This is a genomic window from Sinorhizobium sp. B11 (assembly GCA_039725955.1).
Taxonomy (GTDB): Bacteria; Pseudomonadota; Alphaproteobacteria; order Rhizobiales; family Rhizobiaceae; genus Rhizobium.
The window spans coordinates 3493479-3511491 of sequence record CP091034.1 but is presented as its reverse complement, the minus strand read 5'-3'; the positions used below and the strand labels follow the sequence as shown (position 1 = coordinate 3511491).

The 18013-nt window shown below is 60.7% G+C and carries 17 protein-coding genes; 9 read left to right on the top strand and 8 right to left on the bottom strand.

The window, feature by feature from the left end; genetic code table 11:
* From LVY75_27510 to ureG, 7 genes are all read left to right on the top strand, one after another.
* The gene (locus tag LVY75_27510; protein ID XAZ22524.1) at nt 1-624 is read left to right on the top strand and encodes a Urease operon accessory protein; all 624 of its coding nucleotides are present in this window, start codon (nt 1-3) and stop codon (nt 622-624) included.
* Between the two features lie 3 nt (nt 625-627).
* Nucleotides 628-2340 (top strand): urease subunit alpha, encoded by a 1713-nt coding sequence (gene ureC / locus LVY75_27505; protein XAZ22523.1) that lies wholly within the window; start codon nt 628-630, stop codon nt 2338-2340.
* 9 nt (nt 2341-2349) lie between these two features.
* A complete protein-coding gene (locus tag LVY75_27500; GenBank protein ID XAZ22522.1) occupies nt 2350-3033 on the top strand; it encodes a TIGR02117 family protein in 684 nt (227 codons plus the stop codon).
* A 407-nt stretch (nt 3034-3440) separates the two neighbouring features.
* Nucleotides 3441-4304, top strand: a complete 864-nt coding sequence (locus tag LVY75_27495) for a GGDEF domain-containing protein (protein XAZ22521.1) — start codon at nt 3441-3443, stop codon at nt 4302-4304.
* Nucleotides 4305-4389: 85 nt separating this feature from the next.
* Nucleotides 4390-4986, top strand: coding sequence for an urease accessory protein UreE (ureE, locus tag LVY75_27490; protein XAZ22520.1), 597 nt, complete (start codon nt 4390-4392; stop codon nt 4984-4986).
* A gap of 6 nt (nt 4987-4992) precedes the next feature.
* Nucleotides 4993-5664: an urease accessory protein UreF gene (locus LVY75_27485; protein XAZ22519.1), complete on the top strand. Its 672-nt coding sequence runs from the start codon at nt 4993-4995 to the stop codon at nt 5662-5664.
* Between the two features lie 89 nt (nt 5665-5753).
* The gene (gene ureG / locus LVY75_27480; GenBank protein XAZ22518.1) at nt 5754-6365 is read left to right on the top strand and encodes an urease accessory protein UreG; all 612 of its coding nucleotides are present in this window, start codon (nt 5754-5756) and stop codon (nt 6363-6365) included.
* Nucleotides 6366-6368: 3 nt separating this feature from the next.
* Here the strand turns inward: ureG and LVY75_27475 are convergent, their stop codons facing one another.
* Together LVY75_27475 and LVY75_27470 are read right to left on the bottom strand one after the other, a co-directional pair.
* Nucleotides 6369-7055, bottom strand: coding sequence for a Crp/Fnr family transcriptional regulator (locus LVY75_27475; protein XAZ22517.1), 687 nt, complete (start codon nt 7053-7055; stop codon nt 6369-6371).
* A gap of 112 nt (nt 7056-7167) precedes the next feature.
* Complete coding sequence (locus tag LVY75_27470; GenBank protein XAZ22516.1) at nt 7168-7365, bottom strand: hypothetical protein; 198 nt, start codon at nt 7363-7365, stop codon at nt 7168-7170.
* A gap of 158 nt (nt 7366-7523) precedes the next feature.
* Between LVY75_27470 and LVY75_27465 the strand changes: the two genes are divergently transcribed.
* Complete coding sequence (locus LVY75_27465) at nt 7524-8585, top strand: LacI family DNA-binding transcriptional regulator (GenBank protein XAZ22515.1); 1062 nt, start codon at nt 7524-7526, stop codon at nt 8583-8585.
* Between the two features lie 56 nt (nt 8586-8641).
* Here LVY75_27465 and LVY75_27460 read toward each other — a convergent pair whose 3' ends face one another.
* From LVY75_27460 to LVY75_27435, 6 genes are all read right to left on the bottom strand, one after another.
* Nucleotides 8642-11962, bottom strand: a complete 3321-nt coding sequence (locus LVY75_27460; GenBank protein ID XAZ22514.1) for an efflux RND transporter permease subunit — start codon at nt 11960-11962, stop codon at nt 8642-8644.
* Nucleotides 11963-11974: 12 nt separating this feature from the next.
* Complete coding sequence (locus tag LVY75_27455; protein XAZ22513.1) at nt 11975-13201, bottom strand: efflux RND transporter periplasmic adaptor subunit; 1227 nt, start codon at nt 13199-13201, stop codon at nt 11975-11977.
* Nucleotides 13202-13612: 411 nt separating this feature from the next.
* Entirely contained in the window at nt 13613-14584 is a 972-nt protein-coding gene (locus LVY75_27450; protein XAZ22512.1) for an ABC transporter substrate-binding protein, read from the bottom strand.
* A 55-nt stretch (nt 14585-14639) separates the two neighbouring features.
* Nucleotides 14640-15767: an ABC transporter permease gene (locus tag LVY75_27445; protein ID XAZ22511.1), complete on the bottom strand. Its 1128-nt coding sequence runs from the start codon at nt 15765-15767 to the stop codon at nt 14640-14642.
* Nucleotides 15764-16648 (bottom strand): ABC transporter permease, encoded by an 885-nt coding sequence (locus LVY75_27440; GenBank protein ID XAZ22510.1) that lies wholly within the window; start codon nt 16646-16648, stop codon nt 15764-15766. Before LVY75_27440 ends, LVY75_27445 begins: the two co-directional genes overlap by 4 nt.
* 69 nt (nt 16649-16717) lie before the next feature.
* Nucleotides 16718-17503: an ABC transporter ATP-binding protein gene (locus tag LVY75_27435; protein ID XAZ22509.1), complete on the bottom strand. Its 786-nt coding sequence runs from the start codon at nt 17501-17503 to the stop codon at nt 16718-16720.
* Nucleotides 17504-17597: 94 nt separating this feature from the next.
* Here LVY75_27435 and LVY75_27430 point away from each other — a divergent pair, with 94 nt between their 5' ends.
* On the top strand, nt 17598-18011 hold the full coding sequence (locus LVY75_27430; GenBank protein ID XAZ22508.1) for a cupin domain-containing protein: 414 nt from the start codon (nt 17598-17600) through the stop codon (nt 18009-18011).
* Nucleotides 18012-18013 lie beyond the last annotated feature (2 nt).

Sequence of the window (18013 nt, the reverse complement as noted above, 5' to 3'; positions counted from 1 at the left end):
ATGATCGTGGGCAATGGCGACGTGGGAGAAGGCGGGGCAGAGGTCATCGATGCCGCCGACTTCGTCATCCGCTTCAACGAGTGCCGTTCCTATGGCAGCGGCGGCACGCGCACCGATGCGATTGCGGTGTGCAATACCGGTCGGCCCGCCAAGGCGATGCTCGCCTCGGAAAGCTGGCGCATCCATCCGGCAACACTCGAAGCCGCGGAAATCTGGAGCGTGCGCGATCCCGAAAAATTTGCAGCAATGCGCTTGCCGCTTGCCGTCTCGCATCCCGAGCTTGATGATTTCTGCGATGACTACACAAGCCAATTCAACGACTTCTGCGTGCAAGCTGGCAAGCTGCATCGGGTCGTTGACATCAAGATTCATGAAAGCATCGATCAGGCGCTTTCTGCCTTCTCGCCGGCACCTTATGTCGTGCCGAGCAGCGGCATGATCGTGATCGGCGACGTGCTCGACAGATTTCCCGACGATGATGTGACGCTTGCCGGCTTCGGCCATGTGGGCTGGGAGTGGCATCCCTTTGCCGCAGAAAAGCAGCTCGTCGATTCCTATGTTGCGGCCGGCCGCCTGACGCGGCTTTCCGGAAAGCCGCTCGCCTCTTCCTCCCAAGGAGCCTGATAGATGCCATACAAGATCTCCCGCGCGGCTTATGCCGGCATGTTCGGTCCGACCACCGGCGACAAGGTCCGCCTTGCCGATACGGAGCTATTCATCGAGATCGAAAACGACTTCACCACCTATGGCGAAGAGGTGAAGTTCGGCGGCGGGAAGGTTATCCGTGACGGCATGGGCCAGAGCCAGGTGACGCGGGCAGGCGGGGCTGTCGACACCGTCATCACCAACGCCGTCATTATCGACCATACCGGCATCTACAAGGCCGATATCGGCCTGAGGGATGGTCGCATTGCCGCGATCGGCAAGGCTGGCAATCCGGACATGCAGCCTGGTGTCAACATCATCGTCGGCCCGGGTACGGAAGCGATCGCCGGCGAGGGCAAGATCCTCACTGCCGGCGGCATGGACAGCCATATCCATTTCATCGCTCCGCAGCAGATCGAGGAAGCGCTGATGAGCGGGCTCACCTGCATGCTCGGCGGCGGCACCGGGCCGGCGCACGGCACGCTTGCAACGACCTGCACGCCCGGCCCCTGGCATATCGCCCGCATGATCGAGGCGGCCGATGCCTTCCCGATGAACCTTGCCTTTGCAGGCAAGGGCAACGCGTCGCTGCCCGGCGCATTGCAGGAAATGGTGCTCGCCGGCGCGACCTCGCTGAAGCTGCATGAGGATTGGGGCACGACACCCGGCGCCATTGACTGCTGCCTTTCGGTTGCCGACGAATATGACGTGCAGGTGATGATCCATACGGATACGCTGAACGAAAGCGGCTTCGTCGAAGATACGATCGGAGCCATCAAGGGCCGTACCATCCATGCCTTCCATACGGAGGGTGCGGGTGGCGGTCATGCGCCCGACATCATCAAGATCTGCGGCCAGCCGAACGTCATTCCCTCGTCCACCAACCCGACGCGGCCCTATACGGTCAATACGATTGCCGAGCATCTGGACATGCTGATGGTCTGCCATCACCTGTCACCATCGATCCCGGAGGATATCGCCTTTGCCGAAAGCCGTATCCGCAAGGAGACGATCGCGGCGGAAGACATCCTGCACGATATCGGCGCCTTCTCGATCATTTCCTCGGACAGCCAGGCCATGGGCCGAGTTGGCGAAGTGCTGATCCGCACCTGGCAAACGGCAGACAAGATGAAGCGCCAGCGCGGCCGTCTGAAAGAAGAAAAGGGCGATAACGACAATTTCCGTGTTCGCCGTTACGTCGCCAAATACACGATCAATCCGGCGATTGCGCACGGCCTGTCGCATGAGATCGGCTCGATCGAAGTCGGCAAGCGCGCCGACCTCGTCCTCTGGAATCCGGCCTTCTTCGGCGTGAAGCCGGATATGGTGCTGCTTGGCGGCTCCATTGCGGCAGCCCCCATGGGCGATCCGAATGCCTCGATCCCAACGCCGCAGCCGGTGCATTACCGCCCGATGTTTGCTTCTTTCGGCAAGAGCCTGACGAATTCTTCCGTCACCTTCGTCTCCCAGGCTTCGCTCGATGCCGGGCTCAAGGGTCGCCTCGGCGTCGCCAAGAATCTGGTTGCCGTAAAGAACACACGCGGCGGCATCTCCAAGGCGTCGATGGTCCACAACGACCTGACCCCCGATATCGAGGTCGATCCGGAAACCTACGAAGTACGGGCGAATGGCGAGCTGCTGACCTGCGAACCGGCGACAGTGTTGCCGATGGCGCAGCGTTATTTCCTGTTCTGAGTTTCTTTCATGATCGGTGCGAAGCTGGCAGTGCGATGGCTGATACGGGCAGTCGCGCTGCTTTTGTTATTGATGGCCGGCGGCACCTTCATCCCAAGACCGCTGCTCGTGGCAGCCGAAGCATCTTCGGCGGCAGCGCCTTCAAAACGTATTCTGCTGCTTTCCGGGCCGATCCACACGGATATAGCGATCCCGCTCGATGATCGACTGCGGGTTTCCTATCTATTCCTCGAAGATGCCGGCATTCCGGTGAGCGATCCTGCCGCACAATGGCTGGTCTTCGGGTGGGGCGGGCGCTCATTCTATCTGGAGACGCCGACCTGGGCCGATCTGAAGCCGATGCCGGTGTTTCGCGCCCTGACGATCGACAACTCGGTGATGCATGTCGATGTTGCCGGAGGTATTTCCGAAACCCATCCAGCCGTGACAGTTCTCGATGTCGATGGCGAACGGTTCGAGAAGCTGCTCGGCTTCATCAATGACAGTTTCATCCGGGAAAACGGAGCTGTCGTGTCGGTCGGCGACAGGGGATATGGCGACTACGACAGGTTTTTCGAGGCGAGGGGCTATTTCAATGCGCTATTTGGTTGCAATACATGGACCGCCGCTGCGCTACGGACAGGCGGCTTGCGAACGGGTTTCTGGAACCCGTTGCCGCAGACGCTGGTGCTTTCGCTTAGCCTCTATAATTGAAGTATAGAGGATCTCCTGCAACCTGGCGCCGCTGACGGCGCGGCGTTATTTTTCGTTTTAACCCTTGTGTTTTCGACGCACTGTCCCCCGTTGTTACCCTTAAAGTGAATTCTGAGCATCATTCCCCGATTAGTTGTGAAAATCAGTGGATAGACTGTGGTTTTTAAGCCATAGGTCATTCTGAAACAGGCGCCGATTATGCTCCGTAAAATCCCTTTGAAATCAAGTTTTTAGATGTATTTCCCATAGTGGTCAGGCCTGTGCCGAAAAGTTGCACTTCCTGCTAGAAAAAACAGAACGGTTGAATCCCCCGAAATCACTCGAATTTTAGCGATTGAATTAAGACCTCCGCAGCAACTGCGACCCTATCAATGGCCTGAAGACGCTGGGCAGGAAGGCCGATTCTCATGGAAAACTGGATATCGCTTCAGGCTGAGCTAGGCAGTTTCGAGCATCGTAAAACCGTTTATACTTTTGCGCTGAAGATGAGTTTTCTGGCAGTAATACTGTCCGGCTTCATCATCGTGATCACGCTGCCGCCGCTCAACTTCATGGGTGTGCTGCCGATTACCCTCGGGCATGCCATGATCTTTGCCATCATCCTCTCCTGGCTGATCGGCGGAATGGTGTCCGGCGTGCTGTCGCTCGTGGCAGGCTTTGCCATCCATGACCTGACTGTCTCCCGTGCCAAATTCGAAAAGCTCAGCCGCACCGACACGCTCTCCGGGCTCCTGAACCGGCGCGCTTTCACCGATGCCCTCGAGAGGGTGGAGGGAGACGCTTGCCTCGCCATTTTCGATGTCGACCGCTTTAAAGCGATCAACGACCGCTTCGGCCATGGCTGCGGTGATGCCGTCATTACGGCCGTCTCAGCCATGCTTTCTGCGGCTTTCGATGGCGCTTCGGTCGTGGCGCGGCTCGGCGGGGAGGAATTCGGTGTCGTCGTTCAGGGCGGGACGCCGGAGGAGCGGGTAGCGCGCATCGAAGGGGTGAGGGCGCAGATTGCAGCGCAGCCCATTCCGGCGGATGGGCACGACGTCACGATCACGATATCAGGCGGCATCGCCGATCTCCATGAGGGGCGCGACAAAGAGGCGGTCTATGCCTCCGCCGACAAGGCGCTCTATCTCGCCAAGGCACTCGGCCGCAATCGTGTCGTCCACGAGAGGGAAGGGCTGAATCACGCCTGGCACGGGCTCGTCGAAAATGGCCTCGGCGTTCAGGGTATTGCGCCTGACGAGGCGGGCCTGCTGCAGGCGTCGGGAATCTAGAGCTGCCAGTTACGAAACGTGCATTGGTGCTTGCATCGCGAAGGGCTATTTTGCATGGTCTAGGTCCCAGTTTAACGGATATCTCATGCAGCGCGTTACATCTTATCTGCCCGCCGGCACCCCTTCTTCCCACCCGACCTCACAGGTCAAGCTGCCGCACGATCTGCGGCACCTGCGCCGCAAGCTCCTGCATCTGGAGAACGGCGAGATGGTGATGCTCGATCTCAAGGAGCCGGTGCTTTTTGCCAATGGTGACATGCTGGTGCGCGAGGATGGTGAACTGATCGAAATCCTTGCCGCAAACGAAAAGCTGTTCGAGGTGCGCGGCCGCGACCGCGCGCATCTGATCGAACTTGCCTGGCATCTCGGCAACCGTCATCTCTCTGCGCAGATCGAGGAGGATCGCATCGTGATCCTGCGCGATCATGTCATCCGCACCATGCTGCAGGGGTTGGGCGCGATGGTGCTCGACATCGAAGAGCCCTTCCAGCCGGCGCGTGGCGCCTATCATTCCCATGGCGGACATTCGCATGGTCATGGTCATGGTCATGATCATCACGATCACGGCCATGACCATGGTCACGATCACCACGACCACGATCACCACGACCATCCCGACCATGATCATCATGACCACGAGCATGGGCATGACCACGGCCACCACAATCATAAACACGATTGACGCTTGATGGCCGAGGATCGTGAGCTGCAGGCCTTGTTGCGCCTGACGGCGTGGCTTTCGCCGGCTTTTCCCGTTGGTTCATTCGCCTATTCCGGCGGGCTGGAGCGGGCCGTGGCGGATGGGCTGGTGCGCGATGCCGACATGTTGCGGCGCTGGCTGCAGACGCTGACCGGCAACGGCTCCGTCTGGAACGACGCCGTGCTCTTTGCCGGGAGCCATCGGGGTTACCGCGATGGCGATCGTCTTGCGGAGCTCGCCGGGCTTGCTGCAGCGCTTGCCGGTTCGCGCGAGCGGCATCAGGAGACGATGCTGCTTGGCGAAGCCTTTCTGACGGCTGCACAGGCCTGGCCTGACGACGTGTTCAGCCGATTGCCGAAGAGGGTCGCCTATCCGGTGGCTGTCGGTGCGGTGACGGGCGCGCATGGGATAGCGCTCGAACAGGCGCTCGCAGCTTTTCTTCATGCCTATCTTTCCCAGGCGGTATCTGCCGGCATCCGGCTTGGTGTCGCAGGACAGAAGGATGGCGTTGCCATTCTCGCCGGGCTTGAAGCGCATGTGATGGATATTGCCGCGCGCGCTGCCCGCTCCAGCCTCGACGATCTGGGTTCGGCAACTGTCCAGGCCGACATTGCCGGGCTTCGCCACGAGACGCAGCAGACCCGGTTGTTCCGCTCCTGAGCAGGGAGATCATCCGTGCATCTGCGTCATTTGACGGTGGCGGGAAATTGGCGCTTCGCTATCATCCGACTTCGATTGGAGTAAGACACATGAAATCAAGAAACGGACCCTTGCGGGTCGGCATCGGCGGACCGGTGGGCTCGGGCAAGACGGCGCTGACGGAAAAGCTCTGCAAGGCGATGCGCGACGATTATTCGGTCGCCGTCGTGACGAACGACATCTACACGACCGAGGATGCCGAAGCGCTGGTGCGCATGCAGGCGCTGCCATCAGACCGGATCGTCGGCGTTGAGACCGGCGGCTGCCCGCATACGGCTATCCGCGAGGATGCGACGATCAACCTGCAGGCCATTGCCAATCTTAATGAGCGTATTCCCGATCTCGATGTCGTCTTCATCGAATCCGGCGGCGACAATCTGGCGGCGACCTTCTCGCCTGATCTCGCCGATATCACCATCTATGTGATTTCCGTCTGCCAGGGTGAGGAAATTCCGCGCAAGGGCGGGCCGGGCATTACCCGATCGGATCTTCTCGTCATCAACAAGAAGGATCTGGCGCCTTATGTCGGGGCTGACCTCGAAGTGATGGACCGGGATGCAACGCGCATGCGCGCGACGCGTCCGTTCGTCTTTTCCGACATGAAGCGCGGTGATGGCATCAGTTCGATTGTCGACTTTCTGCGCGTGCAGGGCGGTCTTTAAGGGCTAGATACGCCTGAGCGTATTGACGTCACTGATGGCGATGACGCGGCCGCGCACGGTCACGCCTGCGGATTTGAGCGTCGAAAAGGCGCGCGAGAGCGCCTCGGGGGCGAGCCCCAGCTTTCGGGCGAGCAGGTTCTTCGGGAATGGCAGCCGTAGCGAAGCCGCCGCGGCGCTCTCCTCTACGCAATGAGAGAGAATGTAATGCGCGACGCGTTGCGGTGCAGTCTGCATGCGGTCGTTGGCCAGGCATTCCATAGTTGCCAGCAGATGCAGCGACAGGCTGTGCATGATCGCGGTGCCGATCTGCGGGTATTCCGCCAAAAGAGCGCGTACCTTGCCGATGTGGAAGCGGGCAAGCACCGTGCTGTCCATCGACTGGGCTCCGTAACGATAGGTGCCGCCGGCCTGGATCAGGCATTCGGCGAAGCTGTCGCCTGGCTCGCAGATACGGATATCTGCCTCGCGACCTTCGCCGTTGAGGCGAAAGAGCCGGACGTAGCCCTCCAGCACGCTATAGAAATAAACGCCGGGTTCGCCTTCCTGGAAGAGAATGTCATGTGAAGCGGAAGAGATCACCGTGGAGCAGGCACGTAAGGCCTCGGCCTCAGCACCATTCAGCTCCGCGAAAATTCCGGCCCTTGAGAGCAGCGCCCGCTCGCGGCTGCCTGGCATCAGCATCCTGTTCATGTTCCGACCTCCGGCGGCGATCTACGCCACCAATTTTCCCCTGATGATGCCAGAATAGGGGAAGCAAGGCGCGAGGAAATTGATTTTGATCAAACGCCGGCGTTGCGCACCTCTATCGAGGTCTGTGATCGGTTGGAATGGTGAAGGACCAGGCGTTTGGGTGTTTGCGGCCGCTCATCAACCGGCGCATGAACGGCAGGAGGACAAACAGGCGTTTGCCGTGCTCGGTTTCTTCAGCGGGCTTGTTGTCGCGCGGGTTGCCCCAGCGATCCTCATAGAGATCCTTGAAAAGCGAACTGACCGGAATCATCGCTTCATTCTCCTAGTTGTTGAATCGATTCAAAACTCAGATGGAGTTTTTGAACCGATTCAATTCTGTTCCTCGACCGCCGTCCTGTCAAGTTTATTTTGAACCGATACAATCTTTTGCTAGAGTGGATCGGATTTTGGCGCCAGCTAGGAGCAGCTTTGGGCAAAGGGCATGTGAGATTGGCTGATGTCGCCAAGGCAGCAGGCGTATCGCAGGGCACGGCATCGAATGTTTTCAGCCGTCCGGACGTGGTGCGGGAGGAAGTACGCGAGCGGGTGCTCAAGGTCGCCCGGGAGCTCGGTTACAGCGGGCCTGATGTCAAGGGCAGGCTGCTGAGGGCAGGGCGGGTGAACGCGATCGGTGTCGCCGCCGTTGAGCCGCTCACCTATTTTTTCGATGACCCCTGGGCGCGTTCACTGATGACCGCGATCGGTGAAGTCTGTGATTCCAGCGGCACTGGCATCGCCGTCGTATCGGCGATGAACGAGGAGCGGCTTGCCTGGAACATCAACAGCGCGCTCGTCGACGGCTTCATTCTGCTTTGCGTGGAAGGCGGAGAGAGGCTCGTGGAACTCACCCGTCAGCGCCAGCTGCCGTTCATCGCGCTGGCGCTCGGCATCGAGGATGAGACGATCCCGGCAATCGGCATCGACAATGTGGCGGGTGGAGCGGCGGCTGCACGGCATCTGCTGGAGCTCGGGCACCGTGACATCGCGATCCTGTCGATCGGCGATGTCGATGGCCTTGTCGGCCCGGTGGCGCCTGAGCGTGTCGATCCCGAGATGGAGGCGACCCCGCGTGACCGCATGCATGGCTACTGGCAGGCGCTGGCCGAATACGGCATTCCTCGCGAAGCCGTTCCGATCCAGGGGACGCTGCATGACAGGCCAAGCACCATCATGGCCATGGAGACCCTGTTCTCTTCCGCCAGTCCGCCGACGGCCATTCTGGCAATGTCGGACAAGGTTGCGCTGTTTGCCATGCAGTGGCTCGCCGAGCGCGGGCTGAAAGTGCCGAAAGACGTATCCATCATCGGCTTCGACGGTGTGCCGGAAGCCGCAACCTCGCTTCCGCGCCTGACCACCGTCGCCCAGCCCTTTGCCGAAATCGCCCGCCGCTCGGTGACTGCGATCCTCGAAAATGCGTTGCCTGAGAACCACGAGGCACTCGATCTCGAGCTTGTCGTAAGAGACAGCACGGCGCCGCCGCGAGCGCACTGATTCGGAAATAGAAAAGGCCGGGTCGATGCCCGGCCTTTCGCGTTATGATTTCTGTCCTATTCAGCCGCGAAGGGTGGCAGGCGCAGCACGTTGGTGTCGTTGCCCGTCTTGCGCTTGCTTTCCGGTCTTTCGATCGCGGTCAGGCGCTCCTCCAGCGAGTCGATGTCGCTGCGGCTCTCGCGCGCGGCGCGGGTGAGGTCTTCGCTCGACATCGGCAGGTCCTCCTTGTCTTTCTTGCCGACCAGGCGACCGAAGATCCAGCCGAGGAGGCGGGAAAGATCGTCCATGATCAGGAAGAAGGAGGGCACGACGACAAGCGAGAGCACCGTCGAAACGATGATGCCGCCGATCACCGCGATCGCCATCGGTGCGCGGAACGAGCCGCCTTCGCCAACGCCGAGCGCGGAAGGCAGCATGCCTGCCGACATGGCGATCGAGGTCATGATGATCGGGCGGGCGCGTTTGCGGCCGGCTTCGACCATGGCCTCGACACGAGCCATGCCCTGGTGGCGCATCTCGATCGCGAAATCGACGAGCAGGATGGCGTTCTTGGTGACGATACCCATCAGCATCAGGATGCCGATCATGACCGGCATGGACAGCGGGTTGCTGGTGACGATCAGGCCTGCGGCCACGCCGCCGATGGCGAGTGGCAGCGAGAACAGGATGGTGAACGGCTGGATGATATCCTTGAAGAGCAGGATCAGCACCGTCAGCACCAGGAGGAGGCCCATCAGCATGGCGTTGACGAAGCTCTGCTGCATCTCCGTCTGCACCTTGGTGTCTCCGCTTTCAGCAAGGTGCACGGTGGCGGGAAGCTTGGCGTCGTTGACGATCTGGCGGAAGCGGGCCGAAGCCGTGTCGAGCGCCACGCCCTGCGGCAGGTCAGAGCCGATCGAGACGACGCGGTAACGGTTGTTGCGCTTGATGGAGCTCACACCTTCCGAATAGTCGATATTGGCGACGGTCGCGAGCGGCACGGTGCCGCCACTGGCCGTCTGGATCTTCAATGCCCGGATGGCGGCGAGATCGCGGCGCATGTCGAGTGATGCCTGAACCCGGATCGGAATCTGGCGATCGTCGAGCGAGATCTTGGCAAGGGCCGCATCGACGTCGCCGATGGTGGCGACGCGGATCGTCTCGGAGATCTGCTGCGGCGTGATGCCGAGGCGGGCGGCCTCGTCCTTGCGCGGACGGACCTGCAGTTCCGGACGGGGAAGGGCGCCATCGGCGCTGACATTGGCCAGCAGCGGATCGGCGCGCAGCTTGGATTCCAGAATGCCGACCGCGTTATTCAGGTCCTCCTCGTTCTTGGAAAGGAAGTTGAACGAGAGGTCGCGTTCGCCGCGGTCGTTGAGCTTCAGGATATGGACGTCGGGAATGTCGCGCAGCTTGGCGAAGACTTCCTTTTCGATATCCCATTGCGGACGCTCGCGGCCGTGGACCTCCACTTTCGGCAGCATCGGGCCGATAACGGGGAGATGGCCGAGCACGTCATTGACCACCTTCTTGACCAGCGACTGGTCGAGCTTGTCGAGTGCGAGCGTGATGGTCGCTCGGCGCAGTTCGAGTTCGCCCTTCGGAGAAGCGCCTCCGAGGACGAAGACGCTGTCGACGCCGTTGATGTCCTTGACCCGGTCATAGATCGCATCCGTCGTCTTCTCCGTGTCGTCAAGCCGTGCGTTGGGCGGCAGCTCGACCGAGAGAACGATGCGCGAGGCATCTTCCGGCGGCAGGAAGCTGCCGGGCACCTGCATGAGCAACATGACAGAACCGACCAGAAAGCCGATCGCCACAAGCAATGTCGCATAACGCGTGTACCAGTGGCCGGTCGTGCCGCGTATGAGACGCGTGTATCCACGCATCAGCAGACCGTCATTGTCGTGATGGTCTTCCATGCCGTCTTCGGCACGCATCAGATAGGCGGCCATCATCGGGGTGATGAGGCGCGCCACCATCAGCGAGAAGAAGACGGAGAAAGCGACGGTCAGGCCGAACTGTATGAAGTACTGACCCGGGATGCCCGGCATGAAGGAAACGGGCACGAAGACGGCGATGATCGTGAAGGTGGTGGCGATGACGGCAAGGCCGATTTCGTCCGCCGCTTCGATCGCCGCCCGATAGGGCGTCTTGCCCATCTTGATATGGCGGGCAATGTTTTCGATTTCCACGATCGCGTCGTCGACGAGAATACCTGTCGCGAGCGTCAGAGCCAGGAAGCTGACGAGGTTCAGCGAGAAGCCCATCATGTCCATGACCCAGAAGGTCGGGATCGCAGAGAGCGGCAACGCGATGGCCGAGATCAGGGTCGCGCGCCAATTCCTGAGGAACAGAAGGACGACGATGACGGCGAGCAGCGCGCCTTCGAGCAGCGTATGAATGGCGGCTTCATAGTTGCCGTACGTGAAATAGACCGAATCGTCGATCATCTCGATCTTCACGTTCGGGTTTTCGCTTCGCACCTTGTCGAGGCTCTGCGCCACGGTTTCGGCGACGCTGACTTCGCTGGCGCCCTTCGAGCGGAAGACGCCGAAGGTGACGACAGGCGTATCGTTGAAGCGCGAGAAGGATTTCGGCTCCTCGTATGTGTCCTTGATGACGCCGAGATCGGATAGTTTGACGAAACGACCGCTCGGCAGCGCTATCGTCGTGTCTGCAAGCTCGGCGACATTGCGGGCGTCGCCGAGAACGCGGATCGCCTGCTCGCTGCCTGCCACCTGGCCGCGGCCGGAGCCGAGATCGACGTTGGTGCCGCGCAGTTGCTGGTTCACGCTTGCAGCAGTGATGCCATAGGCATCGAGCTTGCCGGGGGTGAGCTCGATGCGCACCTCGCGTTCGGCACCGCCATAACGATCGACGCGGCCGATGCCGGCCTGGCCCTGCAGCGCACGCTTGATCGAATCGTCGACGAACCAGGAGAGTTCTTCGAGCGACATATCCGGCGAGGAAACGGCGAAGGTCTGGATCGCCTGGCCCTCGACATCGACCTTGGTGACGATCGGCGTCTCGGCCGTTGCCGGCAGATCGCTGCGAATGCGGTCGATCGCGTCCTTGACGTCCTGTACAGCCTGTTCCGTCGGCACTTCCATCCGGAACATGACGTTGGTCTGCGAGCTGCCGTCGGTCACTGTCGACTGGATTTCGTCGATACCGGTGATCGAGGCGATCGCGTCTTCGATCTCCTTCGTCACCTGCATTTCGAGTTCGGCCGGCGAAGCGCCGCTCTGCGTCACGCTGATCGAAACGAGCGGCACGTCGATATTCGGGAAGCGCGTGATCGGCAGCTTGTTGAAGGACTGCATGCCGATGAATATCAACAGGCAGAAGGCCAGAAGCGGTGCGATCGGATTTCGAATGGACCAGGCTGAAAAATTCATCGGATGGTCTCTTTAGTTGGAAGCCGAAGGCTGTTCGCGCACCGGAGTGATGTGGTCGCCGTCGCGGACATAGGCGCCCGCCTTGGCCACGACTTCGTCGCCGGTCTTCAATCCACTTGTGATTTCGACATAGGCTCCATCCTGGATGCCGGTCTCGACCTTGGCGAATTTCACCACGCCATTCTCGACCCTGCGGGCGGAGGAGCCTTCACTGCCGGTGAGCACTGCCGTCAGCGGAAGGGACACGCCCTCGGTCTCGCGGACGATGATCTCGGCGCTGCCATACATGCCGGAACGCGCCTTGCTGTCATCGTCGATGGAGATATGGACGAGGCCGAGGCGGGTGACCGGATCGACGGTCGGCGACACCAGGCGCACTGCGCCGGAAAGCTTCTCGCGGCTGCCGGAAAGCGCGATCGTCGCCTTCTGGCCGGCCATGATCCTGACGATGTCACTCTCGGCGACTTCGGCGACAAGCTCGATATCGCCGTCGCGGATAAGCGTAAATAGCGGATCGCCGTTGCCGGCGGCAATGGCGCCGACCTTGGCGTTCTTTGCCGAGACCGTGCCGGCGACCGGCGTCTTCACGTCGGTTCGAGCGAGCTTCAGATCCGCATCGGCAATCTGGCTGTCGAAGACCTTGAGGTCGGCTTCGGCGACTTCGATCGCCTGCTCGGCGGAAGCGACGCGCGCGTTGGCGGCGGCGGCGGTCGCATCGGCCTGTTCGACCTGGGCGGTCGAAACCGTGCCCTTCTTGCCCATTTCCTGGGCGCGAGCCTGCTGCTGCCTTGCCTGTTCGGCATTGGCCTGCGCCTCGATGAGCTGGGCGCGCAGCTGAGCGAGGCTTGCCTCGCCCTTGGCTTTCGTCGCCATCATCTGGCTCTTGGTCAGGACCAGAGCGTCATCGTTCAACGTTGCCAGCGTGCTGTCGGCCTGAACCTTGTCGCCGACATCGGCCTTCAGACTGCGAATGGAGAGGCCTTCCACCTGCGGTTGGATATAGACTTCCTCGACGGGCTTGACCGTTCCGGTACCGATGACCCGGTCGACGAGGGTGCGGTTCGCCGCTGTGGTGACGACGATTGCAGGCAGGTTCTGGGAGGCCTGGGCCTGCGTGGCCTGGGGTTCCTCGGCAAATACAGCCGGGGCCGCAAAAGTAGCGGCAATAACAGCCGAGGCCGCAAAAGCGGCGATGGGAAAAGTGGAGGCGCGTAGTAATGCGTGCGGCTTGAGTGCCATGCGTCGTCGTCCAATCTCTTGACGGGATCGGCCGAACTCGCGCGTTCTCAAACAGGCTCGCGGTCGGGCGAATGCCGTCTTCCAAATCTCAGAGGTATTTACCCGCATCCCGTTTGCCGGAACTTATGGTCCCAATCCGGCAAATCCGGCTAGTACGTGGTATTGATTTGCTCCACGTGCAAGCCCGGCAGAAAATAATTCCCCATGAGATACCATTAATTACCATTGCGATGCCCATCAATCACCTAAGGGTTATGTGAACATGACGATGATTGATCGGCTCGCACAAGGTTTGACGTTTGACGCCTGACAAATGCGACAGTTGCAAGGCGATTTTTTCGATCGAGTGCAAAAAACAGAAACGCGCGGGAGATTCTCCCGCGCGCGTTGCATTTCGGCACCGATATGCTGCTACTTGGCGGCAGCGTCCGTGATGTCGTGGGTCCAGGCGCCCGAGGGCTCCTTGTTGACGATTTTCTGGTCGAGCAGGGCCTTTGCCGTGCGGTCATAGAGCGTGGTGTCCAGCTTGCCGGTGCCATCCCCGATCAGCTTGGCGACTTCGCCCATCATCCGCTTCTGGTGGTTTTCGTCCTGGCCGCCGGCGTCGACGACGATCCCGGCTGCATCGTCAGGATTTTCCATCGCGTATTTCCAGCCCTTCATGGAAGCGCGGACGAACTTGACCATCTTTTCCTTGAAGGCCGGATCCTTCAGCTTGTCTTCCATTGCATAGAGGCCGTCCTCAAGAAGGTCATTGCCCATGGCGGTATAGTTGAAGACCACAAGGTCTTCCGGCTTCAGGCCAGCATCGATTGCCTGCCAGTATTCGTTATAGGTCATGACGGAGATGCAATCGGCCTGCTTCTGCAGCAGCGGCTGCACGTCGAAGCTCTGCTTCAGCACGGTCACGCCGTCAGCACCGCCATCGGTCTTGAGGCCAAGCTTGTTCATCCAGGCGAAGAAGGGATATTCGTTGCCGAAGAACCAGACGCCGAGCGTGTGGCCCTTGAAGTCGGCTTCGGTCTTGATCGGACCATCCTTGCGGCAGATCATTTCCATGCCTGATTTCTGATAGGGCTGGGCGATATTGACGAGCGGAACGCCCTTTTCGCGGGCAACCAGCGCGCCGCCCATCCAGTCGACGATCACATCGGCGCCGCCGCCGGCAATCACCTGTTCCGGCGCGATGTCGGGGCCGCCCGGCTTGATATCGACGTCGAGGCCTTCTTCTTCGTAATAACCCTTGTCCTTGGCGACGTAATAACCGGCGAACTGCGACTGGGTGACCCATTTCAGCTGCAGCGTCACCTTGTCGGCGGCCATCGCGTGGGCCGCGGCAAGCGACATCGCGCTCGCCATCATTGCAACCATCAACTTTTTCATTTTCTTTTTTCCCTCTGAAGTTATGCCCAAGCCGCTATGCGAGGCCGGGGCGCGCCTAACCACCACGGATAGACGGATGCCAGAACGTCACCGCCCTCTCGGCAAGGGCGACGACACCATAGAAGATCGAGCCTGCAAGCGCCGCGACGGCGATCTCGGCCCAGACCATGTCGACATTCATGCGGCCCATCTCGGTGGAGATGCGAAAGCCCATGCCGACGATCGGCGTCCCGAAGAATTCCGCAACGATGGCACCAATCATCGCCAGCGTCGAGTTGATCTTCAGTGCGTTGAAAATGAAGGGCATTGCGGCGGGAAGCCGGAGCTTCAGCAGCGTCTGCCAATAGTTGGATGCGTAGGTGCGCATCAGGTCGCGCTCCATGTTGCCGGAGGCGGCGAGGCCGGCGACCGTGTTCACCAGCATGGGGAAGAAGGTCATGATGATGACGACGGCGGCCTTTGACTGCCAGTCGAAGCCGAACCACATGACCATGATGGGTGCGACGCCGATGATCGGCAGCGCGGACACCATATTGCCGATCGGCAGCAGGCCGCGACGCAGGAAAGCGAAGCGGTCAGCGAGGATGGCAACCACGAAGCCGCTCGTGCAGCCGATGACGTATCCGATGAGGACCGCTTTGAAGATCGTCTGCCTGATATCTTCGCCAAGGGTTGGCAGCGAGCCTGATATGCGCGCCCAGATCGCGCCTGGCGGCGGCAGGATGACGAAGGGAATGCCGAGGCCGCGTGTGGCCGCTTCCCAGATGATGAGGATCCAGGCGCCGAAAATGGCGGGAATCAGCAGACGCAACAACCATTTGCCGACAGGCGTTGGCGGCTGGAGTTCGGACAGTTCCGTGACGCAGCGCGAGGCAAGCAGCCAGCCTGCGGCAAGCAGCAGGAAGAAGGAGAGGGTGGCAAAGCGCTCGTTGCCCGAGAGCGTGTTGAGCAACAGCCAGGCTGCGCCATGGGCGCCAATGAAGAGGACCGTGGCGGTGAGCGCTCTGGATATGGGCGCGAAGGAAATCAGCGCCGCGACGACGACGAACAGGGTGATCAGCGCGGTCGTCATGGATGATGGAGGCTCGGAGGCTCCGGCCGCATAGAGAGGCAGCGTGAACATGGCCGCTATGGCGCAGAGGAGGGCGACCAGGCCCTGCCAGGAAAGCGTCATCTGTTTCATGCCGGTCTCCCGCCCATGGCGCGATCGACGATCTTCGCAACGAGGCCGACGATCGTGACGAGGATCGCCGCGAGGACCGAACCCGCGACCAGTGCCGCCCATATGTCGATGGTCTGGCTGTAATAGGAGCCGGCAAGCAGTTTCGAGCCGATGCCTGCAACAGCGCCGGTCGGTAGTTCGCCGACGATGGTACCGACCAGGCTTGCGGCGATCGCCACCTTCATCGACGTGAAGAGGAAGGGAATGGAGGCGGGCACGCGCAGCTTCCAGAAGGTTTGTGCGGCGGTGGCATTATACGTGCGCATCAAATCCAGATGCATGACCTCGGGCGACCGCAAGCCCTTCACCATGCCGACGGCGACCGGGAAGAAGGAGAGATAGGTCGATATCAGCGCTTTGGGGATCAGGCCGGTGATGTTGATCGAGCCGAGAACGACGATGATCATGGGCGCAACCGCCAGGATGGGCACGGTCTGCGAGGCAATGATCCAGGGCATCAGGCTGCGGTCCAGCGCCTTGATGTGGATGATGGCAACGGCAATGACGATACCGAGCAGCGTGCCGAAGGCAAAGCCGAGTGCGGTGGACGAGAGGGTGACGCCTGCGTGATAGACGAGGCTGCGATTGCTCGAGAGCTTTCTGAGGAAGGTGTTTTCGAACACATTCTGCGCCACCTGATGCGGCGCCGGCAGGACGGGTTTCGGCTGGGAGAGCGTCTTGCCGACAAATTCCATCGTGGTCGAGGTGATGCTGTTGCGCGTATCCATGTCGCGCTGAAACGGCGTGTTCAGGATGACGGCTGCGACATACCAGATCGCGACCAGCACCAGCAGGATTGTGAGGACGGGGACGATCTTGTCCTTGAAGGTGTCGGGTTTCATGCGGCGTCCCTCCACTTGGGGAGGTTGAGGTTGCCCCACCCTGTTCCGTCGGCAACCGAACGCAAAGCCTTACTGCTCATAACTATGCCCCGCCCTCAGCCCTTCGCGCACACGATGGGCGATTTCCAGGAATTCCGGGGTTTCACGGATATCGAGCGGACGCTCGCTTGGCAGGGTCGAGTCGATCACGTCCGTCACGCGGCCGGGGCGGGGCGACATGACCACGATCTTGGTGGAGAGATAGACCGCCTCCGGAATGGAATGGGTGACGAAGCAGATCGTCTTGTTGGTGCGCGCCCACAGTTTCAGAAGGGCTGCGTTCAGGTGGTCGCGGACGATTTCGTCCAGCGCCCCGAAGGGCTCATCCATCAGCAACAGATCTGCATCGAAGGCAAGCGCGCGGGCGATCGAGGCGCGCTGCTGCATACCGCCCGAGAGTTGCCAGGGGAATTTCTTGTTGAAGCCTGAGAGTTCGACGAGATCGAGCGCATCGGCAATGCGCTTCTTCCGGTCGGACCTCGAATAGCCCATGATCTCCAGAGGCAGGGCGATGTTCTTTTCGATCGTGCGCCAGGGATATAGCGCCGGCGCCTGGAAGACGTAGCCATAGGCGCGCGCCTTGCGCGCCTCTTCCGGCGTCATGCCGTTGATGGCGATCTCGCCCGATGTGGTTCGTTCGAGATCGGCGATGACGCGCAGGAAGGTCGTCTTGCCGCAGCCGGAGGGACCGATGAAGGAGACGAATTCGCCCTTGCGGATATCGAGATTGACATTGCTCAGCGCATGCACCGGCCCGTCATTCGTCTGGTAGGTGAGACAGAGATCCTTGGCGGATACGACGGAGGGTGCTTGCATCAATAAACCAGTCTTGTTTTCGCCGCGCCTGCGCGGTTTTCCATGATATCATCGCCGCCGGCCTTTCCGGCAGCACAGTCCTTGGAGGATGAGGATGGACGCAAAATCAGAGCCCACCTGCCATATTGTTCGCCCCAACCACACCTATGACGGCAAGCAGGGGCTCAGCTATTTCGAGGGTATTGCGGCCGAAACCGTGGGCGCGAAGGGCATCTGCATGCATCTTCTGACGATCCCGCCCGGCGTGCGCGCCAAGGCGCATCTGCATGAGGCGCATGAAACGGCGATCTACATGCTCTCCGGCGAGGCCCATACCTGGTACGGCGACAAGCTTGAAAACCATGTGATCGTGCGCGCCGGCGAGCTTTTTTATATTCCGGCCGGCGTGCCGCATCTTCCGGCAAACCTCAGCAGTACGCCGTGCACGGCGATCATTGCGCGCACCGATCCGAACGAGCAGGAGAGTGTCGTCCTGCTGCCCGAGCTCGATCAACTGGTGCCTGCGTGAGG